The sequence below is a fragment of the Stenotrophomonas sp. Steno-C17 genome (assembly GCF_056393165.1).
Genome location: NZ_JBWJPD010000001.1, coordinates 111606 through 136124, shown reverse-complemented (window position 1 = coordinate 136124; position 24519 = coordinate 111606). Strand labels below are relative to the sequence as shown.

26 protein-coding genes are annotated in these 24519 nt (G+C 67.3%); 12 read left to right on the top strand and 14 right to left on the bottom strand.

The annotated features are described in order from the left end of the window. The first annotated feature begins 81 nt into the window (after nucleotides 1-81). Nucleotides 82-918: an arylamine N-acetyltransferase family protein gene (locus tag AC06FA_RS00605; protein ID WP_478066666.1), complete on the top strand. Its 837-nt coding sequence runs from the start codon at nucleotides 82-84 to the stop codon at nucleotides 916-918. Nucleotides 919-925: 7 nt separating this feature from the next. Here the strand turns inward: AC06FA_RS00605 and AC06FA_RS00600 are convergent, their stop codons facing one another. Genes AC06FA_RS00600 through AC06FA_RS00590 form a run of 3 tightly spaced genes read right to left on the bottom strand, consistent with a single transcriptional unit; the run spans nucleotide 926 to nucleotide 3047 of the window. Continuing rightward, nucleotides 926-1294 carry a VOC family protein gene (locus AC06FA_RS00600; protein WP_478066665.1) on the bottom strand — a complete coding sequence of 123 codons (369 nt, stop codon included), beginning with the start codon at nucleotides 1292-1294 and terminating at the stop codon, nucleotides 926-928. A 17-nt stretch (nucleotides 1295-1311) separates the two neighbouring features. Next, nucleotides 1312-1950 (bottom strand): response regulator transcription factor, encoded by a 639-nt coding sequence (locus AC06FA_RS00595; protein ID WP_478066664.1) that lies wholly within the window; start codon nucleotides 1948-1950, stop codon nucleotides 1312-1314. After that, nucleotides 1947-3047: a sensor histidine kinase gene (locus AC06FA_RS00590; RefSeq protein WP_478066663.1), complete on the bottom strand. Its 1101-nt coding sequence runs from the start codon at nucleotides 3045-3047 to the stop codon at nucleotides 1947-1949. The genes AC06FA_RS00595 and AC06FA_RS00590 overlap by 4 nt, the downstream gene beginning before the upstream one ends. Before the next feature lie 150 nt (nucleotides 3048-3197). Between AC06FA_RS00590 and AC06FA_RS00585 the strand changes: the two genes are divergently transcribed. From AC06FA_RS00585 to AC06FA_RS00575, 3 genes are read left to right on the top strand one after another with little or no spacing between them, the layout of a single operon-like run. Continuing rightward, nucleotides 3198-3620 carry a DUF2141 domain-containing protein gene (locus AC06FA_RS00585; RefSeq protein ID WP_478066662.1) on the top strand — a complete coding sequence of 141 codons (423 nt, stop codon included), beginning with the start codon at nucleotides 3198-3200 and terminating at the stop codon, nucleotides 3618-3620. A 19-nt stretch (nucleotides 3621-3639) separates the two neighbouring features. Beyond that, nucleotides 3640-5163: a carotenoid oxygenase family protein gene (locus tag AC06FA_RS00580; RefSeq protein ID WP_478066661.1), complete on the top strand. Its 1524-nt coding sequence runs from the start codon at nucleotides 3640-3642 to the stop codon at nucleotides 5161-5163. 60 nt (nucleotides 5164-5223) lie between these two features. Next, a complete protein-coding gene (locus AC06FA_RS00575) occupies nucleotides 5224-5940 on the top strand; it encodes a transporter substrate-binding domain-containing protein (RefSeq protein ID WP_478066660.1) in 717 nt (238 codons plus the stop codon). A gap of 173 nt (nucleotides 5941-6113) precedes the next feature. On the opposite strand, the gene AC06FA_RS00570 is transcribed toward AC06FA_RS00575, so the two are convergent. Beyond that, nucleotides 6114-7001 (bottom strand): LysR substrate-binding domain-containing protein, encoded by an 888-nt coding sequence (locus AC06FA_RS00570; RefSeq protein ID WP_478066659.1) that lies wholly within the window; start codon nucleotides 6999-7001, stop codon nucleotides 6114-6116. 93 nt (nucleotides 7002-7094) lie between these two features. Between AC06FA_RS00570 and AC06FA_RS00565 the strand changes: the two genes are divergently transcribed. Next, the gene (locus tag AC06FA_RS00565) at nucleotides 7095-8030 is read left to right on the top strand and encodes an AEC family transporter (RefSeq protein WP_478066658.1); all 936 of its coding nucleotides are present in this window, start codon (nucleotides 7095-7097) and stop codon (nucleotides 8028-8030) included. Between the two features lie 186 nt (nucleotides 8031-8216). On the opposite strand, the gene AC06FA_RS00560 is transcribed toward AC06FA_RS00565, so the two are convergent. The 3 genes from AC06FA_RS00560 to AC06FA_RS00550 all read right to left on the bottom strand — a co-directional run bounded on the left by AC06FA_RS00560 (nucleotide 8217) and on the right by AC06FA_RS00550 (nucleotide 11130). Further along, nucleotides 8217-9764, bottom strand: coding sequence for an alkaline phosphatase (locus AC06FA_RS00560; protein WP_478066657.1), 1548 nt, complete (start codon nucleotides 9762-9764; stop codon nucleotides 8217-8219). Between the two features lie 158 nt (nucleotides 9765-9922). After that, nucleotides 9923-10519 (bottom strand): TetR/AcrR family transcriptional regulator, encoded by a 597-nt coding sequence (locus AC06FA_RS00555; RefSeq protein WP_478066656.1) that lies wholly within the window; start codon nucleotides 10517-10519, stop codon nucleotides 9923-9925. A gap of 14 nt (nucleotides 10520-10533) precedes the next feature. Further along, nucleotides 10534-11130 (bottom strand): NAD(P)H-dependent oxidoreductase, encoded by a 597-nt coding sequence (locus AC06FA_RS00550; RefSeq protein WP_478066655.1) that lies wholly within the window; start codon nucleotides 11128-11130, stop codon nucleotides 10534-10536. A 241-nt stretch (nucleotides 11131-11371) separates the two neighbouring features. Between AC06FA_RS00550 and AC06FA_RS00545 the strand changes: the two genes are divergently transcribed. Then, a complete protein-coding gene (locus AC06FA_RS00545) occupies nucleotides 11372-13423 on the top strand; it encodes a TonB-dependent receptor domain-containing protein (protein WP_478066654.1) in 2052 nt (683 codons plus the stop codon). Nucleotides 13424-13519: 96 nt separating this feature from the next. On the opposite strand, the gene AC06FA_RS00540 is transcribed toward AC06FA_RS00545, so the two are convergent. Continuing rightward, nucleotides 13520-14200, bottom strand: coding sequence for a Crp/Fnr family transcriptional regulator (locus tag AC06FA_RS00540; protein WP_478066653.1), 681 nt, complete (start codon nucleotides 14198-14200; stop codon nucleotides 13520-13522). A 129-nt stretch (nucleotides 14201-14329) separates the two neighbouring features. On the opposite strand from AC06FA_RS00540, the gene AC06FA_RS00535 reads away from it, so the two are divergent. Together AC06FA_RS00535 and AC06FA_RS00530 are read left to right on the top strand one after the other, a co-directional pair. Beyond that, complete coding sequence (locus AC06FA_RS00535) at nucleotides 14330-15289, top strand: SphA family protein (protein WP_478066652.1); 960 nt, start codon at nucleotides 14330-14332, stop codon at nucleotides 15287-15289. A 5-nt stretch (nucleotides 15290-15294) separates the two neighbouring features. Further along, the gene (locus AC06FA_RS00530) at nucleotides 15295-16317 is read left to right on the top strand and encodes a DUF1214 domain-containing protein (RefSeq protein ID WP_478066651.1); all 1023 of its coding nucleotides are present in this window, start codon (nucleotides 15295-15297) and stop codon (nucleotides 16315-16317) included. A 96-nt stretch (nucleotides 16318-16413) separates the two neighbouring features. Here AC06FA_RS00530 and AC06FA_RS00525 read toward each other — a convergent pair whose 3' ends face one another. Together AC06FA_RS00525 and AC06FA_RS00520 are read right to left on the bottom strand one after the other, a co-directional pair. Then, nucleotides 16414-17244, bottom strand: coding sequence for an isocitrate lyase/PEP mutase family protein (locus AC06FA_RS00525; RefSeq protein WP_478066650.1), 831 nt, complete (start codon nucleotides 17242-17244; stop codon nucleotides 16414-16416). Between the two features lie 54 nt (nucleotides 17245-17298). Then, nucleotides 17299-17775 (bottom strand): hypothetical protein, encoded by a 477-nt coding sequence (locus tag AC06FA_RS00520; RefSeq protein ID WP_478066649.1) that lies wholly within the window; start codon nucleotides 17773-17775, stop codon nucleotides 17299-17301. Nucleotides 17776-17923: 148 nt separating this feature from the next. Here AC06FA_RS00520 and AC06FA_RS00515 point away from each other — a divergent pair, with 148 nt between their 5' ends. Further along, nucleotides 17924-18535 (top strand): DOPA 4,5-dioxygenase family protein, encoded by a 612-nt coding sequence (locus AC06FA_RS00515; protein ID WP_478066648.1) that lies wholly within the window; start codon nucleotides 17924-17926, stop codon nucleotides 18533-18535. Between the two features lie 18 nt (nucleotides 18536-18553). On the opposite strand, the gene AC06FA_RS00510 is transcribed toward AC06FA_RS00515, so the two are convergent. Next, a complete protein-coding gene (locus AC06FA_RS00510; RefSeq protein ID WP_478066647.1) occupies nucleotides 18554-19324 on the bottom strand; it encodes an SDR family NAD(P)-dependent oxidoreductase in 771 nt (256 codons plus the stop codon). Between the two features lie 80 nt (nucleotides 19325-19404). On the opposite strand from AC06FA_RS00510, the gene AC06FA_RS00505 reads away from it, so the two are divergent. Next, nucleotides 19405-20328, top strand: coding sequence for an AraC family transcriptional regulator N-terminal domain-containing protein (locus tag AC06FA_RS00505; protein WP_478066646.1), 924 nt, complete (start codon nucleotides 19405-19407; stop codon nucleotides 20326-20328). Nucleotides 20329-20331: 3 nt separating this feature from the next. On the opposite strand, the gene AC06FA_RS00500 is transcribed toward AC06FA_RS00505, so the two are convergent. From AC06FA_RS00500 to AC06FA_RS00490, 3 genes are all read right to left on the bottom strand, one after another. Next, complete coding sequence (locus AC06FA_RS00500) at nucleotides 20332-21318, bottom strand: NAD-dependent epimerase/dehydratase family protein (RefSeq protein ID WP_478066645.1); 987 nt, start codon at nucleotides 21316-21318, stop codon at nucleotides 20332-20334. Between the two features lie 28 nt (nucleotides 21319-21346). Then, nucleotides 21347-21895 (bottom strand): TetR/AcrR family transcriptional regulator, encoded by a 549-nt coding sequence (locus AC06FA_RS00495; RefSeq protein WP_478066644.1) that lies wholly within the window; start codon nucleotides 21893-21895, stop codon nucleotides 21347-21349. A gap of 71 nt (nucleotides 21896-21966) precedes the next feature. Beyond that, on the bottom strand, nucleotides 21967-22422 hold the full coding sequence (locus tag AC06FA_RS00490) for a MarR family transcriptional regulator (protein WP_478066643.1): 456 nt from the start codon (nucleotides 22420-22422) through the stop codon (nucleotides 21967-21969). 103 nt (nucleotides 22423-22525) lie between these two features. Between AC06FA_RS00490 and AC06FA_RS00485 the strand changes: the two genes are divergently transcribed. Next, on the top strand, nucleotides 22526-23785 hold the full coding sequence (locus AC06FA_RS00485) for an alpha/beta hydrolase (protein WP_478066642.1): 1260 nt from the start codon (nucleotides 22526-22528) through the stop codon (nucleotides 23783-23785). A 251-nt stretch (nucleotides 23786-24036) separates the two neighbouring features. Continuing rightward, the gene (aroQ, locus tag AC06FA_RS00480; protein WP_108763040.1) at nucleotides 24037-24480 is read left to right on the top strand and encodes a type II 3-dehydroquinate dehydratase; all 444 of its coding nucleotides are present in this window, start codon (nucleotides 24037-24039) and stop codon (nucleotides 24478-24480) included. Nucleotides 24481-24519: the final 39 nt, after the last annotated feature.

Below are 24519 nucleotides of genomic sequence, written 5' to 3'. Positions count from 1 at the left end.
AGGTCGGACACGGCTCGGCCGCTTGACCTCAACCCCGGTTGCGGTTGCACAGTAGGGTTCTGTGCCCCACCCGGTGCCGTGATGACCACGCTCGATGTCCCCCGCTACCTGCAACGCCTGCAGCTGTCGGCCGCGCCGGCGGCCACTCTTGCTGGCCTGGCCGAGCTGCAGCAGCGCCACAACGCCCACGTACCCTTCGAGACGCTGACCTGCCTGCTGCGCGATGCCGTGCCGATCGATCTGGACAGCGTGCAGCGCAAGCTGCTGCACGCCCAGCGCGGCGGTTACTGCTTCGAGCTCAACGGCGCCTTCCTGGCGCTGCTGCAGGCGCTGGGTTTCGACGCCCGCCCGCTGAGCGCGCGCGTGCTGCTGTCGGCCAGCGACGGTGAACTGACCCCGCGTACCCATTTGTTGATCCGGGTACGCCTGGATGACGGCGACTGGCTGGTGGACACCGGCTTTGGCAGCCTGACCCCGACCGTACCGCTGCGCCTGCGCGAGGCCGCCGTGCAGGACACGCCGCACGAGCGCTATCGGCTGCAGCGGCTGGACAATGGCGATTTCCTGCTGGCCGCCAGCAGTGGCAATGACTGGCGTTCGCTGTATCGCTTCGACCTGGCCTCACCGGCGCCGGCCGACAACGAAGTAGGCAACTGGTATGTGTGCACGCACCCGCACTCCAGTTTCCCGGGCGAGCTGCGTGCTTCGCTGACCGGCCCAGACTGGCGCCGCACCATCGGCAGCGGCAACTACACCGAGTATCGCCACGGCCAGACGCCGCAGAAGCGGGCGCTGCGCGATGTGGCCGATGTGCGGCAGGTGCTGCAGGACCGCTTTGGCGTGCGGCTTCCCGACGATGCGCGGCTGGACCCCGCCATTTCAGGGTGGTTGCAGCGTTGGCAGTCCGCTGCCGCGTAACCGGACGTCAGGCTGCCCGGGCCTGCACGGCAATGCGGTTGCCTTCGCTGTCAGCGATCTCGGCCACGTGCCACTCACCGGCCTGGGCGGGGCCGAACCGCAACGTGGCGCCGGCCTGCAGCGCACGGGCCAGGCTGGTGTCCAGGTCATCGACACCGATGTAGATGCGCGTGCCCTGCTCTGATGGACGATAGTCGGCCCCCTCTACCAGGGCCAGGCTGGCGCCGCCGGCGTCATCGTCGAATGGCAGGTAGGCCATCATGCAGTCATGCACGGGCACCGGGGCATCGATCACTACCTGCAGCCATCGCTGGTAGAACGCGATGGCCCGGGCCAGGTCGACCACCGGAATCTCGACATGCATGACAGGGTTCATCGCTGCGCCAGTTCGCTTCATATGATGCGCAGGGTAATCGCCTTCAGCACCGCGCGGGTACGGTCGCGGGTACCCAGCTTGTCCAGGATCGTGGACACGTAGTTCTTCACCGTGCCTTCGGCGAGGAACAGGCTGCGCGCGATTTCCTTGTTGCTGTAGCCGCCGGCCAGCAGGCGCAGGATCGCGACCTCGCGCTCGCCGAACGTATCGCGGGGCGGTGCTTCGTCATGGAACCGGTAACGCGCCCGCACCGGCTCGGTGCTGACCGGCAGCAGCAGGGTCTCGCCTGCGGCGACGCGTTCAATGGCATCGCGCAGATCGGCCGGGGCGGCGTCCTTCAACAGGAAGCCCTGCGCACCGGCTTCGCTGGCGCGCAGCAGCAGATCGCTTTCATCGAAGGTGGTCAGCAGTAGACAGGGCGTGCTGTCGCCGCGCGCGCGCAGTTGCCGCAACGCTTCAATCCCGTCCACGCCGGGCATGCGGATATCACTCAGCACCACGTCGACCGGCTGCGTGGCCAGGGCATCGAGCAGCGCCTGACCGTCGTCCGCTTCCAGCACCACCTGCACCCCCAAGCCCTGCAGCAGCGCCCGCAGACCTGCACGTACCAGCGCCTGATCGTCGGCCAGGGCCACCCGCACCGTGGCCGCGTTCATGCGGGCAGCCGTGCGATCAGGTGCATGCCACCACTCCGGGTACGTGCCAGGTCCAGACGTCCACCCACTTCGGCCAGGCGTTCGCGCATGCCCGCAATGCCGTTGCCTTCGCGGATCCGTTCGGCGCGCTGACCATCATCCTGGATATCGATCTGCAACTGGGAATCCTCTTCGCTCATCTGCAGCCAGACGGTTGCCGCATCGCCATGCCGCGCGGCGTTGGTCAGTGCTTCCTGCACCAGCCGCAGCACCGCCTCAGCAACCTGCGGGTCGGTCACGCACAGGCCTTCGGCGATCTGCACCTGCAGGCGCGGACGCGGGAACGGCGCAGCCAGCGCGTGCAACGCCGTGGCCAGGTCCAGCCCGCGATCATCACGCATGGACTGCACCACTTGGCGGATGTCCGCCAACAGCTCGCCGGACAACTGCTCGGCCATGCGCAGCCCCTCCAGCCCCGCCACCCGTTCGTCGGCGGCCAGCGCGCGCAGGTTCAGGCGCATGGCCGTCAGCTTATGCCCTGCCACGTCGTGCAACTCGCGGGCCAGGCGCAGGCGTTCAGCATCACGTGCGCTGTCGGCCAGCAGCGCGCGCGTGGCCAACAGGTCAGCGTTGACCCGGGCCAGCGCGTCGCGCGCCAGCGCACTGCTGCGCGCATAGTGGGCGGTGAGTGCGGCGAAGGCCTGGAAGCCGCTGTACAGCAGCACCACCATGAACGGCTGTGAGAAGCCGGCGTGCTTCAACACCAGGTACATGGCCAGGTTGGCCGGCAGGGCCAGGGCCAGCACCACGCGCGGCGGCCAGTGCTCGCCCAGTTGCGCCACCAACGCCACAAGCAGAATGGGCGCGGTGCCGGTACGCGGCTCCAGCGTCACCATGGCCACGGCCAGCCCGGTCTGCAGCACCGCCGCCAGCAGGCGCACGCCATGCCGGGTGGGCAGCTGCGAATGCAGCGCGAACAACAGCAGGAACAGGCCCAGCACGCACCAGCGCACGCCGGCACCGGCACCGTGGATGTCCAGGGTCAGACCGACCACCACGATGGTCAGCAGACCCGCCAGGCTGAGGGGACGCAGCAGGTGGCGGAAGAATGCAGGCATGGCCGCATGCTGCCGGTCGGCAGGGTGTGCCGGCAATGGGGTAGGCGCAGAAAGTGACTTCTGGCACGTCGAATCGATGACCACTGGCCCTGAACCCAGGCACGGCCCCGCGGTGAGACTGCAGACCTACCGCCCCTGGAGCCCACCGTCATGATCCGCACCGCCCTGCTCAGCACCACCCTCGCCTGCCTGACCCTGGCCGCCAGTGCATCGGCCGCCGACCTGACCTTGAACGTGCAGGGCATCCGTGCCCAGACCGGCACCGTGCGGGCAGCCCTGGTGAACAGTGCAGAGGGCTGGGACGGCAAGGCGGCCCCGCTGAAAGCGGCGCAGGCTAGGCCGAGTGGCGACCACCTGCAGTTCACCTTCAAGGATCTGCCGGCAGGAACCTACGCCGTAATGCTGACCCACGACGAGAACGACAACGGCAAGCTGGACACCAACCTGGTCGGCATGCCGGTGGAAGGCTATGGCTTCAGCAACAACCCCAACGTGATGCGCAAGCCGACCTTCGATGAGGCCCGCTTCGAGGTGCCGGCCACCGGCACCGTAATCGACATCACCCTGCGCTGACCCCTGCCCGAGAGCCGCCATGGACCGTCGTCGCTTCCTCCGCACCCTGCTCAGCAGCGCCGCCGGCCTGGCCGTGGGTGCCACCGCCCTGCGCAGCGCACCAGCCTTCGCCAACGACCCGGCGCAGTTCGCGCAGGGGCTGCACGACCACCCCTGGCTGCTGGGCTGGCGCGGTGTGAGCAGCGAAACGCTGGGGCCAGCCACGGTACCCCTGCAGGGCCGCCTGCCGGCAGGTCTGGCTGGCACGCTGTACCGCAATGGTCCGGCATGGACCGAGCGCAATGGCCTGCGCTACGACCACTGGTTCGACGGCGACGGCATGGTGCACGGTTGGCGCTTCAATGGCGATGGCAGCCTGACCCATCACGCACGAATGGTAGCCACGCCCAAGTTCAGCCGTGAACAGAAGGCCGGTCGCTTCCTGTACCCGGCCGCAGGCACCAGCGTTCCCGACACCAAGCCAGTACGCAACAACGATGACGCCAACACCGCCAATACCTCGGTGGTGACACTGAACGGGCGGCTGTTCGCGCTGTGCGAGGCCGGTTCGGCCTTCGAAGTACACCCGGACACCCTGGACACCATCGGGCCGGTCACCTGGCGCCCCGATCTGGCCGCCATGCCTTTTTCAGCCCATCCCCTGCCCGATCGCGACGGCAGCCTGTGGAACTTCGGCTCGATCAGTCTGGTAGGCGGTTCGGCATTACTGGTGTGGCACCTGGGCAAGGACGGCCAGCTGCGCAGCGCCAACGTGATCCAGACGCCCGAATACGGCTACCTGCACGCCTTCACCATGACCGACCAGCACCTGGTGTTCGTGCTGGCCCCGTTCGACTTCAAGCAGAGCGGCGGCAGCTTCTTCGAGCGCATGGCCTTCGCCCCGCAACGTGCCGCGCGCATTGCCGTGGTGGACAAGAACAGCCCGGACAAGGCGCAGTGGTTCGAGGCCCCGTTCGCCGCCATCTACCACTTCGGTGATGCCTACGCCCGCGACGGCGGCATCGTGGTGCGCGCCGTGCGCCGCGACGACATCAACGAGGCACGGTCGCCCATGAAGGAAGCCATGGCCGGCGATGGCGCGCACGCGGTGAATGGCCATACCACCCTGGTCGAGCTGCACCTGGACCTGCGCCGCACGCAGGCGCGCTGGCAGGACACCGGCATCAGCACGGTGGAGTTCCCGCTGTTTGATGCGCGTACGCCCAGCACCCGCGGTGCGCGACTGTATGCACCCACCATCGCCGGTGAAGCCACCGCCCCGTACTTCAACGCGGTGGCCGCGTTCGACGTGGACCGTGGTCGGCGCCAGGTCTGGCGCTACGGCACCGATATCCTGGCCGAAGAGCACGTTTTCGTACCGCGCCCGGGAAGCCGCAGTGCCGATGATGGCTGGCTGGTCGGCACCCTGCTGGACCCGGTGCAGCAGCGCAGTGGCCTCGCCGTGCTGGATGCACGCCATGTCGACGATGGACCACTGGCGCAGGCCTGGCTGCCGTACGCAGTGCCGTTGGGCTTCCACGGGACCTTTGCTGCGCGCGGTTGAGCACACCGGACGCACGGCGGTGCTGTCATGCTGGCACTCCGATTCCCTGCGGAACTGCGCATGCCCCTGATCGACTACCGTGAAGCATTGGCACCCCGTGGCCATCTACGGGTCGCCATCAACCTGGGCAACCCGGTGCTGGCGCAGGGCGACGCTTCCGCGCCGCGCGGCCCTTCGGTGGAGCTGGCCACGGCGCTGGCGCAGCGGCTGGGGGTCGAGCCGCGTTTCACCTGCCACGATGCCGCCGCATCGGTCGTGGCGGCCGCCGCCGATGATGCGTGGGACCTGGCCTTCCTGGCCGTCGATCCCGCGCGCGCAGATCGCATTGCCTTCAGCGCACCGTATGTGGAAATTGAAGGCACCTATCTGGTGCGTGATGACAGCCCGGCGCAGCACGTGACCGATCTTGATCGCCATGGCCTGCGCATCGCGGTGGGGCGTGGTGCGGCCTATGACCTGTTCCTCAGTCGTGCCCTGCGGCACGCGTGCATCGAGCGTGCTGATACGTCGGCAGCGGCCATCGCCTTGTTCAACCAGCAGCGCCTGGACGCGGCCGCCGGCGTGCGCCAACCCCTGCAGGCATGGGCGGCGCAACATCCCGGCCACCGCGTGCTGGACGACCGTTTCACCGCCATCGCCCAGGCCGTGGCCGCACCGGCCGCGCGCCCGGTTGCGGCGCTGCAGGCGCTGTTCGCGGAAGTGGATGCACTGCGCAGGACCGCGCTGCTGGCCGAAGCGTTTGAACGTGCCGGGCAGCAGGTCACGCTGCTGCGATAGGGCCCCGGCGCCGAGGCGTCGAGCTTGCTCGACTGCCGTGTTCTGTGGAGTCGAGCCATGCTCGACTGCTTCTGGCGGTCCAGTCGAGCATGGCTCGACTCTACAAAGAGCGAAGATCAGTCGAGCATGGCTCGACTCTACAAAGGGCGAAGAGCAGTCGAGCAAGCTCGACTCTACAAAGAGCGAAGTTCGCGGGTGATGCAGTCTCGCAGGCGCTGCAGGGCCGGGTTGCGGTTGCCGCTGCGCCAGAACAGCACCTGCTGCACCTGCGGCGCATCCTTCAGCCCGACAAAGGCCACGCCCGGTACGCCCAGCCGTCGCAGCGACGCAGGCACCAGTGCAACGCCCAGCCCTTCTGCCACCAGGCTGACGATGCTCTGCTGGAGTTGCACTTCCAGGCGGATCCGGGGTTCCAGGCCGGCAGCGCGGAAGCACGCATCGATCGCTTCGCGCAGGGTCGGCACGACCTCGGCGGGCGCCGTGATCAGGCCCTCGTCGGCCAACGCCGCCACGGCCAACTGGCGCCGCCGCGCCAGCGCATGGCCCAGCGGCAGCACCACGCACAGCGGCTCCTGCAGCAGCGGCTGCAGTTCCAGACCGCGCAGGGACGCCGGCGCGAAACCAATGCCGGCATCCAGCTCGCCACTGCGCACGCCTTCCAGCAACGCCAACGGCAGCGCCTCGCGGAGGCGCAGTTGCACCTGTGGGCAGGCCGCCATGAAGCGCCGTGCCAGGGGCGGTACCGAGCTGTGTGCCGCATGCATCATGAAGCCGACCTGCAGCTCCCCCTGTTCCCCCGCATCGATCTGCCGGGCGGTCTGGCAAGCCTGCTGCAGCGATAACAGCACGGCGCGTGCATCGTCGCGGAACCGCTGCCCGGCCGGGGTGAGCCGGACATGGCGCGAATCCCGCTCGAACAGCGCGACGCCCAGCGTCCGTTCCAGCGCCGCGATCTGGCGGCTGAGCGGTGGCTGGGTGACATGCAGGCGCTCGGCCGCCCGGCCGAAGTGCAGGGTGTCGGCCACCGCGAGGAAATAGCGCAACGGACGGATATCAATCATGCACAAAGGGTATCGCTAAACGCCGAAGAAAGCATTGGAAGGTATTGCTGGCGCTCTCTAGCCTTGTAAGCCCTTCCGTGGATCCCCGCCGCCATGTGGTCTGTGCTGGCCATCGTCCTTCCCATCTTTGCCCTGGTGCTGGCCGGCGGACTGGCGCGCCGCAGTGGTGCGCTGGGCCCGCATTCCACCAGCGAACTGAACCGGTTCGTGGTCTACCTTGCGCTGCCCGCGCTGCTGTTCGACGTGGTGGCCCATGCGCAATGGCGCACCCTCTGGCAACCCGGCTTCGTCCTCAGCTTCGGTATCGGCACGGCACTGGTGTTCACGGCCACGGTGCTGTTGCGCTGGCGCGCCGGACACGCCGTGGCCGATGCCAGCATCGACGGTCTGAATGCCGCCTACGCCAACACCGGGTTCATCGGCTTTCCGCTGGCAGCGGCGGTGCTGGGCCCGGCCGCCCTGGCGCCGACCCTGATCGCCACCCTGCTGACGGTCTGCGTGTTGTTCGCGGCGGCCATCGTCCTGATCGAAGCGGGCCTGCAACGCGAACAGCGCCTGCACCACCTGCTGTGGAAGGTCAGTCGATCGCTGGCACGCAATCCGCTGCTGCTGGCACCGGCGCTGGGCCTTGTGCCGATGGCAACCGGTCTGACCCTGCCGCCCCCCGTCGACGCGTTCCTGAAGCTGCTGGGCAGCGCCGCCGCGCCGTGCGCGCTGATCGCCCTGGGTCTGTTCCTGGGCGAGCGCCGCAACGTGGCTGCGGGCGCCGCACGCAGCGCACTGGGGCTGGGGGCTGCAAAGCTGCTGCTGCAACCCCTGCTGGTGTGGTTGCTGGCCACGCAGGTGTTTGCGCTGCCCACAGCGTTGGTGCATGCAGCAGTCTTGCTGGCCGCGCTGCCCACCGGCACCGGGCCGTTCATGCTGGCCGAATTCCATCGCCGTGAGGCGTCCACCACGGCGGCGACGGTGCTGGGAACCACCGTGATGTCGCTGCTGACGGTGACCGGCTATCTGGCCATGATCCGGTAGCGTAGCGTTTTGTAGAGTCGAGCCATGCTCGACTGCCAGGATTCGTAGAGTCGAGCTTGCTCGACTGGATTGTCAGATGCAGTCGAGCAAGCTCGACTCTACGGAGGGCGAAGAGCAGTCGAGCATGGCTCGACTCTACACAGAGCGAAGGGCAGTCGAGCAAGCTCGACTCTACGAAAGCGCGGATCAGCGGTTCAGCGCTTCCTGTACGGCCAGGGCCACGTCGGTGTTGTCGATGTAGCTGCCGTCGTTCCAGCCCACATGCTGGCGGTAGCCGGCATCCACGCCGCGCACGCGCCGGGCCAGGCCTTCTGCGCCGTTGCCCTTGGCCCACAGCGGCACCAGGCCGTTCGAGTGGTTGCCGGTAGGGCGGAAGCTCATGCCCGGCAGCTGACCGCGCCCGTTGTTGCGCACCGGCTGGAATGCCACCTGCTGCGCATCCGGGCCCATCGGCATGCTGTTGTCATGGTCAGTGGTAACGATCAACAGATTTCGCTCCCAGCCGCCATTGCGCTCGATCCACTCGACCACGGCAGCGACCGCATCATTGAACTCAACGGTTTCCTCGATCAGGCGGCCGAACTGCGGCTGATCGGTGCAGGCGCCGTAATGCCACTCGGTGCCGCAGGCACTGGTATGCGCGGCCCAATCTGTCGCGCCACCTTCCACCATCAGGAACAGGCCCTGCGGCGACCGCTGCTGCAGGAAGCGCAGTGCGCCACGGGTCATCGTAGCCAGATCGGGCACGCTGTCGATCTTCTTCACTCCGGATGGCGTTGCGGCATCGCGCCCGACCACCGCCAGCTGGCGTGCCTGCTGCAGGGTGTTGGCCACCTGCGGCACGCCAATCAGCGGGCGATCACTGGGCAGGCGGCCCTCGGCCAATGCGGTGAATTCATCCTTGCTGCGGATCATCCGCCAGGCCCCCGCCGGATTGCCGGCAATCGGCGTACCCGCCTGCAGCTGCTGCCAGTCCTGCTGCGAGACCCATTCCCAGGGGTTCTGGCAGCCTTCGGCGGCGACCGTGTCCATGCCGTCCACGCACGGCGTTCCGTCCACGCTGTAACCGGGCCCGCCGGTGCCCATCACCAGGTCCATGTGGCCCTGCGCCAGCATCTGGTGGGCGATGGCGTGGTAGCTGTTGCGCGACGCGTTCTGCGCCGCGAACGCTGCGGGCGTGGCGTGCGCGAACGGCACCGAGGTGACCACGCCAGTGGCCATGCCCAGGCGCTTGGCGCGCAGCGTGTTGAAGTCCACCGCCACGCCGTCGTTGCTGAAGTTGATTGCGTTGTTGTACGTCTTCACCCCGGACGACAGTGCGGTGCCGGCCGCTGCACTGTCGGTGGCTACGGCTGCCAGGTACTGATAGCCCTCGAACGGCAGATCGGTGGCGGGCACGGCCGAGGCATCCCACGCGCGCGATGTGTCGTAGCCGATGGTCTGCGTGGCTTCACCGGTGGGCTGGCTGCTGGCATTCAACGGGAAGGTGGTCACACCCAGGCGCTGCGGGAACTGCGCGTAGGGCGCGCCCTCGCGGCTGCCGTACTGCCAGTACGCCGCGGCATCCCAGGTGCCCCAGCCCGCACCGTCGTTGATCATCACGATCACGTTGTGCGGCCGGGTGGTTTCGGCCAGCGGCGCCTCACTGCGCGCGACCGGATGGCACGCGGCCAGGGTGGCCACGGTGGCCAGCAGCGACGGGCACAGCCAGCGTCGCGAAAGAACTCGGGTCATGCGTTACCTGCAGTACGAGCGGCGGCGATGGCGCCAACAACCGCCCGTTATACCCGTGCAATATTGCAGATTGGGTAGAGTCGAGCTTGCTCGACTGCGTGTGAACAAGAGCAGTCGAGCAAGCTCGACTCTACAAAGAGCGGGGCGCAGGCGCGGCGTTACGACACGCCAGTGACGATACCCACGATCAACCGTTGCAGCTCCGCTTCGGCGTCCACTCGTGGGAGCGCGGCGGCGGCCACCGCTTCGGACAGCGCCTCAGCGGCGCCCAGGATCGCCCAGCGCCCGGCCAAGGGCACGTTGCCACCGGCAACGAACGGGCCCAACCAGTGCCCACACTGATCTACGAAATCCTGTTGATAGCGATGTCGCACGTCACGTAGTTCCGGCGAGCCAGCCAACGCGGCAAGAATCGCCTGGATGTCGCTGCCCTGCGAGAGCACGCAATCGATGTAGCCCGATGCAATGGCCTGAGCCCGCTCCTCCAGGCGCACGGGCGCGGCGCCGATACGCGACTCGAACACCGCCGTCTGGCGCCGGTCGTAGTCGGCATACAGTGCAGCCAGCAGGCCATTGCGGGTGACGAAGTGATCGTACGCCACCGGCTTGGTCACGCCTGCCACCTCGGCCAGATGGCCCAGGCTGAGTGCATCGGTGCCCTCGCGGCCCACCAATGCCCAGGCCACATCCAGCAACTGGCGGCCACGCTGTTCGCGCGACATCCGGCGGCGGGTGGGTGTGGCGGCGGTGGACATGCAGCGGCTCTACATCACGGCGTGGGTGTGCCTATGGTAAGGCCGATGGCCGCAGCGGTCTGCAGATGTGCCTGGCCCTGGCCGCTGTCAGCATCGAGCAGCAGGTTGGAAGAACGCACGGTGGCACCGCAGTAATCGAAGATGCCCATATCGATCTGGGTCTTCATGGCCGCCCCATAGCCGCGGCGTTCGATCATCTCCGCACCAGCGCCACCAAGGCCGACCAGGTGCACCTGCAGTCGCTGCAGTTTCTTCTGCACCTTGCCATCGGCACCGTCGGCATACGCCCAGCCTTGGGTGAAAACACGATCAATCCAGCCCTTCAGCAGGGCCGGGAACGACCACCAGTACAACGGATAGACCAGCACAAGCGTATCGGCGGCATCCAGTCGTGCGTGCTCGGCAGCGACGTCAGGGGGCACTGCCCCACGCTGCCGGAACAGGGCCATGTCATCGGCGTTGAAACGGGGGTCAAACCCCTCGCTGGCAAGATCAGCCACGGTCACGCTGTTGCGGGCGTGGGCGCTGGCAATCGCATCGCCGATACGTGCGGCCACCGCGTGGGTAAGCGAGCGGGGCTCGGGATGAGCAACCACGATAAGGCTGTGCATGAAAGACACTCGAACACGGAACAAGTTACTAATAGTAGCTAACACCCCTGTTTCCACCAGTACGCATGGCAGGACGCTGATTTCAGCTGGATTGACACACCACAGGGCCCACCGTGGTCCTGTGTATCGCCGCGCATCAAATGCGAATGATTCGTGATACGATTGTTAAGGAATACTGAAACCCCCACACACGGACGTCCCAGCCATCGCCAGTGGACCCCCTCACAGGAGTACCTGCGCGATGTCGCACGCCTCACCGAACCGTCGCCGTTCCGTTGCCACCCTGACCGCTGCGATCGGTCTGGCGCTGGCCGCCCATGCCCATGCTGATGCCAGCGCCGATGCCTCCTCGGCGCGCCAGCTGGATACCGTGGTGGTCACCGCCACCGGCGCCCAGCAGTGGATCAAGGATGCCCCGGCCAGCATCAGCGTGATCACCCGCGAGGAGATCGAGCGCAAGCCGGTCAGCAGCATCGGCCAGCTGCTGAGCACCGTACCGGGCGTGACCGGTGGTTACGCGCTGTCCGGTGCGCAGTCGAAGATCCGCCTGCGCGGCCTGCCCGAGCAGTACACGCTGATCCTGATCGACGGCCGCCGCCAGGGCAGCTCGGCCGGCGTGAACTACCGTGATGACCTGGGTCCGCAGGATCTGAACTGGCTGTCGCCGGACATGATCGAGCGCATCGAAGTGGTGCGCGGCCCGATGTCCTCGCTGTACGGTTCGGACGCCATGGGCGGGGTGATCAACATCATCACCCGCAAGATCGCCGACCACTGGGGCGGCTCGGCCACCTTCAACTACAGCAAGCCCGATTCGGATACGCGCGGCAACACCACGCAGATGGGCGCGCTGTTCAGTGGCCCGCTCACCCAGAACCTGGGCGTGCGCGTGGGCGCCAACGTGACCGACCGCGAGTCGGATCGTGGCGCGCGGCAGACCCCGGGCAACAAGGCGGAAAATGCCAACGTGCAGTTCCACTGGCGGGTGAACGACAACCACAGCGTGGGCGTGGAAGCCTCGCGCGGCACCCAGCGCAACAGCGGTGCCGGCGCAGTCAGCAGCTGGGGCCTGTCCAAGCTGGTGCAGACCGGCTATGTGCTGAGCCACGACGGCAAGTACGGCGATGCCAGCACGTCCAAGACCACGCTGGTGCAGAACGATTACGAGGACAAGGGCAGCACGGTGGGCAACCACTCGAAGGAAACCGTCTTCGATACCGCCTTCACCACCGGCTTCCACTGGGGCTTCGAGCACAGCCTGAACGTGGGCGGGCAGTGGAAGCGCGAGGAACTGGAAAACAGCGACACCATCGGCACCGTGCCGGTCACCTGGACCGGCAGCGGCCGCATCAGCCCCACCAGCGAGGCCGATTCCTGGGCGCTGTTCGCCGAAGACCACATCACCCTGCACGAGCGTTTCGTGCTGACCCTGGGCCTGCGCTGGGACAACACTGAAAACTACGACGACAACCTGAGCCCGCGCATCTACGGCGTCTGGCACCCGGCCGATGCGTGGACCGTGCGCGGTGGCATTTCCAAGGGCTTCCGCGCGCCCAACCTGAAGCAGGGCACCGCCGGCGCGGCCACCCAGTCCGGTGGCAACGGCTGCCGCGCGTTGACCGTCGAAGGCTGGAGCAGCACCTCGGTGAATGCCGATGGCACGCGCGGCTGCTACATGGCCGGCAACCCGAACCTGGAACCGGAAACCAGCACCAACTACGAGCTGGGCCTGGGTTACGACCAGGGCGGCTGGTCGGCGTCGGCCACCTACTTCCTGACCAACTTCGATGACAAGATCGAGCAGGTGCCGCTGAGCCAGATTCCCGGCCAGACCACCAGCTTCGTCAACGGCTACTGGTGGACGGTGGCGCAGAACATCCAGAAGGCACGCACCCGCGGCGTGGAAGCCAGCGTGACCGTGCCGCTGCACGAGCGGCTGAGCTGGACCACCAATGCCACGCGCATGCTGGAATCGAAGAACCGCACCACCGGCGCCACCCTGCTGGTGGTACCGGAACTGACCGCCAACACCTCGCTGGAATGGCAGGTGACCGACGCCTGGTCGCTGAACGCCAGTGCGCAGCACATCGGCAAGCAGCTGGTGTCGGCCACCAGCGCGACCTTCGCCAAGGCGTACACCACCTGGGATCTGGTCACCGGCTTCGATGTGAACGAGAACCTGACCCTGCGTGCCGGCGTGTTGAACGTGGGCGATGTGTCCACCATCGACGAAGGCAACAACTACGACGGCGGCGCGCGCACGTTCTTCGTCGGCGCCACCGCGCGTTTCTGATCAGGCCGTGGGGTCAGAGCCCGTTGCCAGGCAACGGGATCTGACCCCGGGGTCGGATCCCTTCGCGCAGCGAAGGGCTCCGACCCCACGCACGACTCAGAGATCTTCAGCCGTTGCGAACTGCGCCAACGCAGTTGCATCGATCACCCGTACGCTGCGGTAACTGGCTTCTACCCACCCGTTGCCGGTGAACTGCTTCAATGCCGCCGCGACCTGCCGCCGCGAGGCGTTGGCCAGCTGGCCAAGTTCGGTCTGGGTGATCGGCAATGCTTCGCTCTCGGCAACCCGCAGGCGCACCATGGTCGAGGCAATGCGCTTGTCCACCTGGCTGATCTGCAGATCGTGCACCACGCGCAGCAGCACATAGACATTGGCCATCAGCATCTGCGCGAAATAGCCGTGCGCGGCCGGGTCCTGCCGGGCCAGCGCATCCATGGCCTGCAGAGGTACATGCACCACGCGCACATCGCCCCCTGCACGCAGGTCCAGTCGCCGTGGCTGGCGTGTCAGGAAGCAACCTTCGCCAGTCCATGAACCGGGCGTACCGTACTGCACCAGCCGGCAGTCTTCACCCGGCGGCGCGATATCCACGGCCACAACGCCGGACACCAGTCCGTAGATGCCGCCGAGAGGATCGCCACGCCGGTAGATGAACTGCCCGGCGCTGTAGTCCTGCACGCGCATGTGCGCCTGCATGGCCTGCTGGAATGCGAGCGGAAGCTGGGACAGCCAACCGTGCCGCAACACCACATCCAATGCCGCTGAATTCGTCGTCATTCCCTTGCTTCAACGATCGGGGCGGAATGTGCAGTCTTGCACAATCACAATGGAGGCGACTGCCTAGAATCGTTCCAGCGCCACGACAAAGCATTTCGCTGGCGCGTTACCGCATTCCAGGGAACGGGCATGGCCAGACTGATTCTCCCCCTCGTATTCGTCGCCGTGGGTTCTTCATTCTGTGCGGCACACGCCGCCGAGGGCTCCACGGGTGTGTACCTGCTGGGCATGAAGGGACAAGGTGCTGCACTGGCGCCACCGCCCGGCGTCTACTACCAGAACGACAGCTATTTCTATCGCGGCTCGCTGGGCAACAGCCGAACCCTGCCGACCGGTGGCAGCTTTGCCTCCGGCGTGGATGCCGATGCCTACGTGAATCTGTCCACGCTGCTGTGGTCCACGCCGTGGCAGCCGCTGGGTGGCCGCCTGGGCCTGAGCGCCACGCTGCCGATCGGGCGCAAATCGCTGGATGCGCAAGTGGTCACTGATTTTCCGCGATTGGGTGGCACCGGTGGGCTGACGCGTTCTGATGCATTGACCACCTACGGCGATCCGTCGCTGGGCGCAAGCCTGGCCTGGCAAGACGGAAAGCTTTCGGTGCAGACCGGCGTTTCGGTGAATGTTCCGGTGGGCGACTACCGGCGTGACCGCCTGGCCAACCTGTCGTTCAACCGGTGGGGCACCGATGTCTCCACGGCACTGACCTGGCTGGACGTGGAAAGCGGCCGCGAGGTCTCCGCAGCCCTCGGCTACACCTTCAACGGCCGCAACAGCGCCACCGACTACCGCACCGGCGACGAAGCGCACCTTGAGGCAGCGGTCAGCCAGTACTTCTCGGCGGCATGGTCGGTCAGTCTGCTGGGCTACCACTACCAGCAGGTCAGTGGCGATTCGGGTGCAGGCGCATTGCTGGGGCCGTTCAAGGGGCGCGTATCCGCACTCGGCGCCGGGGCGCAGTACAGCTTCCGTGCCGGGGCACGCCCGGTATCGCTGCGCATGAAGTATTTCCACGAAACCGCCGTGGCCAATCGTGCGCGCAGCAACAGCGTGTTCCTCACCGTTTCCCTTCCCCTGTCAACCAAGGAGTGATGACCATGACCCTGCCCAGACTGCTGTGCGCCGCCATTGTGCTCGGCTGCGCCGGTGCCGCCACCGCGCAGACCGCAACGCCGATTCCGGTGAACACGGACAACTTCGTGCGCGCCGAGAGTGATGTCTACCTGGGCAAGATCGCCGCCGACGGCGGTTTCGGCAAGTTCCAGCATGCGCGCGCGTTTCCGGCGCTGGACAAACAACTGATCATCCGCCTGAACCGGGACACGCTGTATTCGTATGCGGTGGTGGACCTGCAGGCATCGCCGGCCACCGTGGTGATGCCCGATACCGGTGATCGCTACATGGCCGCGCAGATCGTCAACCAGGACCACATCACCGTGGACCTGTGGCATGGCAAGGGCAGCCATGTGCTGACCCAGGAACAGGTGGGCACGCGCTACGCGCTGATCATCATCCGCACGCTGGTGGACGAAACCAGCAAGACCGACATGGCCACCGCCCACAAGCTGCAGGATGCGCTGTCGATCAAGCAGACGAACAAGGGCATGTTCGAGATTCCCGACTGGGACAAGACCTCGCTGGACGGCACGCGCAAGCTGCTGCTGGGCCTGGTTGCGGGCATCCCCGATTACAAGCGCATGTTCGGCAGCCGCGAGGAAATCGATCCGGTCCGTCACCTGCTGGGCACCGCTGCCGGTTGGGGCGGAAATCCCGAACGCGAGGCCATCTATGCCGGTGGCGGCGTGCCAATGAACGACGGCAAGACCGTGTACCGGGTGAAGGTGCGCGACGTACCGATGAAGGCCTTCTGGTCGCTGTCGGTGTACAACGCCGACGGCTTTTTCGAACAGAACGCGCTGGGGCGCTATTCGGTGAACAGCGTGACCGCGAAGAAAAGTGCCGATGGCAGCATTGATGTGCAGTTTGGTGGCTGCACGGCCAGCACCGCCAACTGCATCCCCACCATGCCCGGCTGGAACTATCTGGCGCGCATTTACCGGCCGGAGCCGGCGGTGCTGCAGGGGCAATGGACCTTCCCGGTGCCGGCGCCCGTGCAGTAACCCGGAGCGGGGTCGGATCCCTTCGCGCAGCGAAGGGCTCCGACCCCAGCCTGCGCGCCATCCACGCATGGCGTGAATCTACTGCGCCCGCGGCCGCTACGACCGGAACAGGTCGTTCAGGGCGGCACCCGCCGCGGCCTGCTGCAGCCCATCGAAGCGGCCCTCGCGCAGCAGCGGCTCGGTGGCCTGCATCAATCCACCCCACGCCGCGCGGGCCAGCGCACCGCCCAGGCTGACCCGGCGCACGCCCAGCGCCGCGATGTCGCGCAACGTAAGCGACGTCGGCCCACCCACCAGCAGGTTCACCGGCGTGCCACCGGCTGCGGCCACTACCGCCTGGATCTGTTCGACCGTGGTGATGCCCGGTGCGTACAGCACATCGGCGCCGGCAGCCGCGTAGGCACGCAGGCGCTGCAGCGTGTCTTCCAGATCCGGCACGCCCACGAAGAAGTTCTCAGCGCGCGCAACCAGCAGTACATCGGCCGCGGCACGATCAATGGCCGCACGCGCCGCGCGCAGGCGCTGCACGGCCTCTTCCAGCGGGCGCAGGGGTGCGTCGGCCAGACCGCTGGCATCTTCGATCGACAGCGCGGCAATGCCGGTGTCCAGCGCCGCGGTTACCGCCTGCCCCACATCATCGGGTGTTGCACCGAAACCATCACCAAAGTCGGCGTTCAGTGGCAGATCGGTGGCTGCGGCCATCAACCGCAGATGGTCCAGCGTGGCCTGCAGCGAAACCGCACCGTCGGGCCGGCCTTCGCTCCACGCACAGCCGGCGCTGGTGGTGGCCAGGGCCTGGAACCCCTGCCGCTGCAGATAACGCGCACTGCCCACGTCCCACGGGTTGGGCAGCACGAAGCAACCCTGCGCATGCAGCTGGCGGAAGGCGGCACGCCTGCGGGCGGTATCGGCGTCGGGAGCAGTCATGGCGGACATCCAGGGCAGCGGTCCGGCCACCCTAGCCCGGTCGCCAGCACGACTTCAACGTGGCAGGCCCGGCGCCAGGCCGGTGTGCTCGCGCAGGGTGCGTTCGATCACCGTACGGCTGATCCGCTCGGACAGGAACAGGCGATGGTCGACACCGGCATGATCGCGCAGGCTCAGTGCACGTTCGCCCTCTACCGATACGAAGGCGTAGCCGGCAATGGCCTGCCACGGCAGGATCAACGTGCTCTCGGCCTTGCTGATGATGATGCCGTAGGGGCCGTGATCGATCCTGCGCGGGCTGAGCCAGTAAACGGTGTAGAGCAGCAGCGCCAGTGCGGGCCCGAAGCCGGCGCAGATCGCCAGCGAAAGAGCGATGTCACCGGCACTACGCTCGCGGGTGAACGCCGTCAACACCACGAAGGCAGCGAGGACACCGCCGAACGCCAGCGCGGTTTTCAGTACCTGCCACTGCAGAGGATTGAATCGCGGCTGCTGCCGCAGGCCCGGCAACCAGGGTTCACGCCACTTCATCGAGATGCCACGTCCGTTGTGCAGTCACACGTTGTAGCGCATCACGGTTACAGCCGGAAGATGCGCGGCATCAGGTGATGCCGGCTGCTTATTGGACGGCGCCAGGCCCATCACCGAGCGTGACGGCTCCGCCACCAAGACGCTGGCCATGCCGACGCACCTCCCTGCCCTGCCCGTTGCGGCCGCCAGCGCCGCGCCCAACACCACCGAACCGGGCCGCCCCGGGTTCCGCCCGATCGTGCCGCCGCCCGCGCAGGGGCACAGCCCCTGGGGCCAGGACACGGTGAGCGAAGCGACGCCACGCCCGGCCAGCGTCCGTCCGGGCGAAACGCCGCTGCCCGACCGGCCGCGGCCCTATACCGATATCAAGAGTTACCACGCCCACATCTACTTCGATGAGGACACCTTCGAGAAGGCCGCGCTGCTGCGCCGCTGGGCGGCCGAGCGCTTCCCGGTGGAGCTGGGCAACTGGAACCTGCAGCCGCGCGGGCCACACGTCACCCCCTCGTTCTACTTCGGGTTTACCAACGACCTGCTGCCGGTGCTGCTGCCGTGGCTGCAGCTCAACAGCCTGGGTCTGACCATCCTCATCCATCCCAACACCGGCGATGGCCGTGCCGACCATCTGCACTACGCGCTGTGGGTGAACCGGGCGCAGCCGGTGAACGCCTACAACTGGCCCGCGCCAGCGCCGGGGGGAACCGAAGCGCTGGAAGAAGTCTTTCCCAACGTGGTGCCCACGGTACCGCTGGAAGTGTAAGCGCGCACGCCAGCGGGCTTACAGCAGCATGCCGCCCGCCACCTCGATCCGCTGCCCGGTGATCCAATGGCTGCCCGGTGCCAGCAGGTTGGCTACGGCGGCACCGATGTCATCGGCGCGGCCGGTGCGGCCCATCGCCGTGTGCTGCGCCACGTACTGGTTCACGCCTGCGTCGTCGCGTACCGCGCCCCCGAAGAAGTCAGTTTCGGTGGCACCGGGTGCCACCGAGTTCACCGCGATGCCACGCGCGCCCAGTTCCAGCGCCAGATAGCGCGTGGCGGTTTCCAGCGCGCCCTTCATGGCCGCATAGGCCAGGCTGCCAGCCGCCACGTGGCGGGTCAGGCTGGTAGAGATATTGAGGATCGCACCGCCGTCGGCCAGCTGCGGCGACAACGCCTGCGCCAGCAGCAGCGGGCCTTTGAAGTGCACGCGGTACAGCAGGTCCATGTCCTCGGCACGGATTTCACCGAAGGCCGAGGGCGCATGCAGGCCGGCATTGTTCACCAGGTACTGGAACTGAGACGCGCCCCAGCGCTGCAGTTGCGCCTGCATGGCGGGCACGAAGACTTCCAGCGTACCGGTGTCCGCCAGGTCCAGCGGCAGCATGGCCGCGCGGACACCACAGGCTTCGAGCTGGCGCACGGTGTCCGCCGCGTGCACCTGCTGGTGCTGGTAAGTGATCACCACATCACTGCCCTGCCGGGCAAGGTGCAGGGCGATGCTGCGGCCGATACCACGACTGCCACCGGTGACCAGGGCAATCGTGCGCGGGGTGTGTTCGCTGTGCATGCTGGGTTTTGTCTCGTTAACCGGAGCGTGACATGCTGCGCCCACGGCGCCGCCCACACTTGCCCGATTGCACACGATCCTTGCCCGATTCCCTTGCCACTGACAGCCTTCCTGCCACGTTGCATGCGTTGACCCTGCAGGCGCAATCGGTGCTGCGCGCGCGTGGCGCCGCCGCAGAATCGCTGCTGCAACTGCTGCCCGGCGCCTGGCTGGCACAGTCAGGCGCGCCGCGGGTACCCACCCCAGCGCTGTATCGTCCTGCGCTGGGCGCGGTCCTGCAGGGCGCCAAGCAGGTGCTGGTGGGCGATGCAGTATTGGACTATCGCGCAGGCGATGCGCTGCTCACCCGGCTGCCGGTCCCCGCCCGCGGTGTAGTGACCCGTGGCAATCCCCAGATTCCCTTCGTGGGCCTGGTGATCGAACTGGACACCGCTGCGCTGCGGCAGTTGCTGGATGAACTGCGCGACCAGCCGACGACTGGAGCTGCAGCGCCCGCGCCATTCAGTGTGGTGGCCCTGGGCGCACCGGTGTTGGGCTGCCTGCAACGCGTGCTGGAACTGGCCGTGGATACGGCGCAGGCCCAGCAGGTTCTGTGGCCACCCTTGCAGCGCGAATTGCTGTTCCGTCTGCTGCAGGGTGCGGCGGGGCCGACCTTGCGGGCCATGGCCCAGCCATCGCCGCTGGCGCGGCGCATGGCCAGTGCGATCCGCAGCGTGCAGCGCAGTTTCCGCCAGCCGTTGGATGCAGTGGCGCTGGCCAGCCGCGCGGGCATGGGCAGCACGCTGTTCTATCGCCATTTCCGCGCAGCCACCGGCCTGTCGCCGCTGCAATACCAGAAGCAGCTGCGCCTGCTGGAGGCGCGCCGCCTGCTGCAGCGGGGCGGCATCGGCATCGCCGCTGCGGCGTTCGCCGTGGGCTACGAAAGCCCATCCCAGTTCAGCCGCGAATTCAGCCGGCTGTTTGGGCACGCGCCGCGCGACAGCCTGCCATCGACGCACCCCTGAAGATCACCCCTGCGCCGCTATCTGGCTTTTCAGCAGCGCGACACCGGCCTCCAGCGTGAGCACCGGCCGATAGCCCAGTTCGCTGCGCGCGCGGCTGTCATCCAGGGTCACCTCCACCGCAGAGGATGCAAATTCCTGCCGGGTCATCGGTGCGCGCAGCGGCAGCCGCAGCGCGCGGAACAGATCATCCAGGCCGATGAACACGCGCAGCAGCGTGCGTGGCACCTGTTTGTCAGGCGGCTCCACCCCATGGGCCTGCAGCTGCGCACCAATCAGGCGCCGGAACGGCACCGGCGCGCCGTCGCACACGTGGTAGATGCGTGCGCCTGCGCCGCGGGTCAGCGCGCAGCACACCGCTTCGGCCAGGTTGTCCACGTGGGTGGCCGAGGTGAGGTAGTGGCCACCATCGATCCAGGCGAAGCGACCGCTGCGCACGGCCTGCAGCAGGTACGGCATGGCCGTGGTGTTGTCGCGGCCCCAGACGAAACGCGGCCGCAGCACTTTCACCGCGAACTGCGGTGTGGACAGCGCCAACGCCACGCGCTCTGCCTCGGCCTTGCTGGCGCCGTAGGTGCCAGCCGCCCGCGCGGGATACGGCTGGTCTTCGCGTGCCTGCTGCAGCGGCGCGCCGCTGGTCAGCGCCGACTCGCTGCTCAGCACGATGGCAACGGGCACGCCCGCGCTGCGCGCCGTCGTCAGCACGTTGCGGGTGCCCTCCACGTTGGTCTGCCACTGGCTGGACGAGGCATTGCGATGATCAGTGTCGGCGGCCGCGTGGATCAGCGCCGCGCAACCCGACATCGCTGCGGCGATGCCCGGGTCCAGCAGATCACCGTGCACGGGCTGGGCGCCCAGTGCCTGTACCGCTGCGGCGGCCTGTGGGCTGCGCACCAGCGCACGCACGTGGTGACCTTCGGCGCACAGGCGGCGAATCAGATTGCGGCCCACATAGCCGCTTCCTCCGGTCAGGAAGAGGGTGGAAGAACTCATCGGGGTACCTCGAGGGGAGAGAACGGATTCAGCGCGGCGGTGCGTCGATCAACGCGCCGATGTCCTGCAACAGCTGCTGTCGCTGCGCCGGTGGCCACTGCACGTAGTCCAGCGACTCCAGCAGCTTCATGCCTTCCAGCGCCAGGTAAGCCAGCATCGCGCTGCGCGGGTGGCGCGCCTGCTGCTGGATTTCGGCCAGGATCTGCGCCTGGTTGTGCTGGATGGGGGCGCGCAACTGCGGGTCCTGCGCCATGGCGGCGCACAGCGCCAGCGCCACGGGTTGGAATGCTTCGGGAAAGGGTTGGGCGGCAGCGGCAAGGCGCCCGCGCAGCACCGCATCCTGGTCGAACCCGGCTGCCGCCTCGCGATTGAAGGCGTTGTCGCGGGCGACCGCACGTTCCACCACCGCCTGGATGAGGCCGGCCTTGGACTGGAAGTCGTAGACCACCGACGCCTTGCTCACCCCGGCCTCGGCGGCCACGGCATCCAGGGTCAGGCGCGCGGCGCCCACCTGGGCTACCACGCGCTCGGCAGCGTCCAGCACCTGCTGCGGATCAATACTCTTGCGGCGACCCATGGGCGCGCTCCATTTTTAACCATCCGGTCGATTATAAATGGAGCCCTGGCCATGTAAAGCCTGCGTGCGGCTTACAGCGCGTCGTACAGGGCCCCAAGCTGCCCCAGGATCTGCGTGGCCGCCGCCAGTTCGGCATCGGAATGCTGTGCCAGGGCCAGCTGCATCCACTGTTGGATGCGTGCTTCGCGCTGCCGGTGCCGGGCGCGCCCGGCAGCCGTGAGCTTCACCCGTACCTTGCGGCGGTCCTCGGCCGATTCCTGCTTGTCCACGTAGCCAGCCGCAACCAACCCCTTCAGCAGTTGGGTCACCGCAGCCGTGGACGTTTCAGTGCCTTCGGCCAGCGCGGTCACCGACAGCGGTCCGCGCTCGTCCAGCAGCTTCAGCACGCGTGCGTGGGTCATCGACAGCGCGCCTGCTTCGCGGGTGGCGCGGCCGCGCAACCGCGCGTCGGCCGCACTGAGCTGATAGGCGGCACGGGCCAGGGCATCGAACGCGGCGCGCTCGACAGGCGGGACAGCATGAACCATGGCAGACCACGGGCTGGAAACGGTTTGACAGGATAGCGCACGGAATTTAGTTTAGTACTTAGCGAATGGCCATCGCGCTTCCATCCTTTCTGGAGACACCGCAATGAGTTCACGTTCCGCAGCACAAAGCTGGGTGCTGGATATCGCCCTGGCCCAGGGCGGTTTCGACGCCCTGCATCCGGAGGCCAAGGCCACCCTGGTCCAGCTGGGCCATGACCCGGCCGATTTCGACCGGGTGTTTTCCCTGGTGAAGAGCGGCGCCATGCTGCCCAAGGCCTGGGCGACGGTGGCCGGCGAAATCGAGCGCAAGGCCGCCCATTACGACCGCGATGGCCACGCACAGACCGCGGCCGACCTTTACGTGCGCGCGGCGGTCATGTGGGGCCGCGCGCAGTACTCGATCTTCGATGCGGCCGATCCGCGCAAGCACGCCTTCCGCGCGCACGCCAACCATGCGGTGGCCCGCATCGGTGCGCTGCGCCAGGGCCGCGTGCGCCGTGTCGAGATTCCGTTCGAAGGCAAGACCCTGTATGCCCTGCTGCACCTGCCTGCCGGCCCGGTGCGGGGGGCGGCCGCAGTCATCCTGGGCCCGGGCATGGACATGATCAAAGAGGACTACATCCATGCCGCCGACCGCTACTACACCTCCCGCGGGGTGGTGGCGCTGTCCATTGAAGGCCCGGGCCAGGGCGAAACCCGCGCCAACGGCCTGGTGGTGACCCTGGACAACTACGAGCGGGCGATCAGCGCCTACATCGACCATCTGGCCGCGCTGCCGGAAGTGGATGCCGATCGCATCGCCATGTTCGGCATCAGCATGAGCGGCTACTGGGGCCACCGCGCCGCCACCTGCGAGCCGCGCCTGAAAGCCTTGGCCAGTTTCGAAGGGGTGACCGGCGATTTCACCACGATCTTCGAACGGGCCCAGCCCACCTTCAAGACCAACTACATGTACATGTCCGGGCACACCGATGCGGCCACCTTCGACCACGAGCTGGCCGAGCGCATGCCGCTGGGCCAACGCGTGGCCGATATCCGTTGCCCGGTACTGGTGGGCATCGGCGAATTCGACGAATTGACCCCACTGGCCGATGCCATCGCCAACTTCGAGCGTATCCGCGCGCCTAAGGAACTGCGCGTCTACGAAAACGAGTTCCATCCGCTGGGCGGTGTTGCCGCCGAGATCTTCCGTTACGGCGCGGAGTGGCTGGAACGGGTGCTGGCTGGCGAATTGAGCGATGCCGGCCGCGATGTGCGCCATTACGTGCAGCGTGACGGCACGGTCCGCGATGGCAGTGCCGACCCGCGCTGGTGGCTGGACCAAGTGCCGCCGGCCATCGCCCAGCTGCGCACGCCCGCCTGAGGCAGCACCGGGGCCGGATCACCTTGCGGGTGACCGGCTCCCCATCCCGCCCGTTTGCGCGCATCATCGGCGTACATGCCGACATCCCCCGCGCGCACGGCGTTCAGCCAGCCTTGATCCGCCCCGCCGCATACGGCCACAAGGGCCTCGGCGAATTTCAAACGCTCGATTGAAACGCCGCAAACTTCGCCGAACTGGACACCATCCTCAGCTTCCGCCAGACTGCCGCCCTTTCCCGTTGATCGGATTCCATGGCGAAGCTGCTGGTCCTGCACGGCCCCAACCTCAACCTGCTCGGCACGCGCGAGCCGGAGGTCTACGGGCACACCACGCTGGCCGATATCGACCAGGCCCTGGCCGCCCAGGCGGGCGCCGCCGGCCACGCCGTGGACAGCCTGCAGTCCAACGCCGAGCACGTGCTGGTGGACCGTGTGCAGGCCGCACGTGCTGATGGAACCGCTTTCATCCTGATCAACCCGGCCGCCTTCACCCACACCTCGGTCGCCCTGCGTGACGCGCTGGCTGCGGTGGCGGTGCCCTTCATCGAAATTCACCTGTCCAACCCGCACACCCGCGAACCGTTCCGCCAGCACAGCTATTTCAGCGACAAGGCGGTAGGCGTGGTGTGCGGCTTCGGCGCCGACAGCTACCGCTACGCGATGGACGCGGCCCTGCTGCGGCTGTCGGCCACCTGATTGTCGAACCCGGCGCCCAAGGCGCCCTCCTCACCTAGA

Bases quoted from the DNA above. Each gene is read 5' to 3' on its own strand.
- AC06FA_RS00515 (WP_478066648.1), top strand. From the start codon at position 17,924: ATGCCGACGCACCTCCCTGCCCTGCCCGTTGCGGCCGCCAGCGCCGCG.
- AC06FA_RS00555 (WP_478066656.1), bottom strand. From the start codon at position 10,519: ATGTCCACCGCCGCCACACCCACCCGCCGCCGGATGTCGCGCGAACAG.
- AC06FA_RS00500 (WP_478066645.1), bottom strand. From the start codon at position 21,318: ATGAGTTCTTCCACCCTCTTCCTGACCGGAGGAAGCGGCTATGTGGGC.
- AC06FA_RS00490 (WP_478066643.1), bottom strand. From the start codon at position 22,422: ATGGTTCATGCTGTCCCGCCTGTCGAGCGCGCCGCGTTCGATGCCCTG.
- aroQ (WP_108763040.1), top strand. From the start codon at position 24,037: ATGGCGAAGCTGCTGGTCCTGCACGGCCCCAACCTCAACCTGCTCGGC.
- AC06FA_RS00570 (WP_478066659.1), bottom strand. From the start codon at position 7,001: ATGATTGATATCCGTCCGTTGCGCTATTTCCTCGCGGTGGCCGACACC.
- AC06FA_RS00545 (WP_478066654.1), top strand. From the start codon at position 11,372: ATGTCGCACGCCTCACCGAACCGTCGCCGTTCCGTTGCCACCCTGACC.
- AC06FA_RS00520 (WP_478066649.1), bottom strand. From the start codon at position 17,775: ATGAAGTGGCGTGAACCCTGGTTGCCGGGCCTGCGGCAGCAGCCGCGA.
- AC06FA_RS00535 (WP_478066652.1), top strand. From the start codon at position 14,330: ATGGCCAGACTGATTCTCCCCCTCGTATTCGTCGCCGTGGGTTCTTCA.
- AC06FA_RS00580 (WP_478066661.1), top strand. From the start codon at position 3,640: ATGGACCGTCGTCGCTTCCTCCGCACCCTGCTCAGCAGCGCCGCCGGC.
- AC06FA_RS00495 (WP_478066644.1), bottom strand. From the start codon at position 21,895: ATGGGTCGCCGCAAGAGTATTGATCCGCAGCAGGTGCTGGACGCTGCC.
- AC06FA_RS00525 (WP_478066650.1), bottom strand. From the start codon at position 17,244: ATGACTGCTCCCGACGCCGATACCGCCCGCAGGCGTGCCGCCTTCCGC.
- AC06FA_RS00565 (WP_478066658.1), top strand. From the start codon at position 7,095: ATGTGGTCTGTGCTGGCCATCGTCCTTCCCATCTTTGCCCTGGTGCTG.
- AC06FA_RS00590 (WP_478066663.1), bottom strand. From the start codon at position 3,047: ATGCCTGCATTCTTCCGCCACCTGCTGCGTCCCCTCAGCCTGGCGGGT.
- AC06FA_RS00485 (WP_478066642.1), top strand. From the start codon at position 22,526: ATGAGTTCACGTTCCGCAGCACAAAGCTGGGTGCTGGATATCGCCCTG.
- AC06FA_RS00560 (WP_478066657.1), bottom strand. From the start codon at position 9,764: ATGACCCGAGTTCTTTCGCGACGCTGGCTGTGCCCGTCGCTGCTGGCC.
- AC06FA_RS00530 (WP_478066651.1), top strand. From the start codon at position 15,295: ATGACCCTGCCCAGACTGCTGTGCGCCGCCATTGTGCTCGGCTGCGCC.
- AC06FA_RS00540 (WP_478066653.1), bottom strand. From the start codon at position 14,200: ATGACGACGAATTCAGCGGCATTGGATGTGGTGTTGCGGCACGGTTGG.
- AC06FA_RS00550 (WP_478066655.1), bottom strand. From the start codon at position 11,130: ATGCACAGCCTTATCGTGGTTGCTCATCCCGAGCCCCGCTCGCTTACC.
- AC06FA_RS00605 (WP_478066666.1), top strand. From the start codon at position 82: ATGACCACGCTCGATGTCCCCCGCTACCTGCAACGCCTGCAGCTGTCG.
- AC06FA_RS00510 (WP_478066647.1), bottom strand. From the start codon at position 19,324: ATGCACAGCGAACACACCCCGCGCACGATTGCCCTGGTCACCGGTGGC.
- AC06FA_RS00600 (WP_478066665.1), bottom strand. From the start codon at position 1,294: ATGAACCCTGTCATGCATGTCGAGATTCCGGTGGTCGACCTGGCCCGG.
- AC06FA_RS00585 (WP_478066662.1), top strand. From the start codon at position 3,198: ATGATCCGCACCGCCCTGCTCAGCACCACCCTCGCCTGCCTGACCCTG.
- AC06FA_RS00595 (WP_478066664.1), bottom strand. From the start codon at position 1,950: ATGAACGCGGCCACGGTGCGGGTGGCCCTGGCCGACGATCAGGCGCTG.
- AC06FA_RS00575 (WP_478066660.1), top strand. From the start codon at position 5,224: ATGCCCCTGATCGACTACCGTGAAGCATTGGCACCCCGTGGCCATCTA.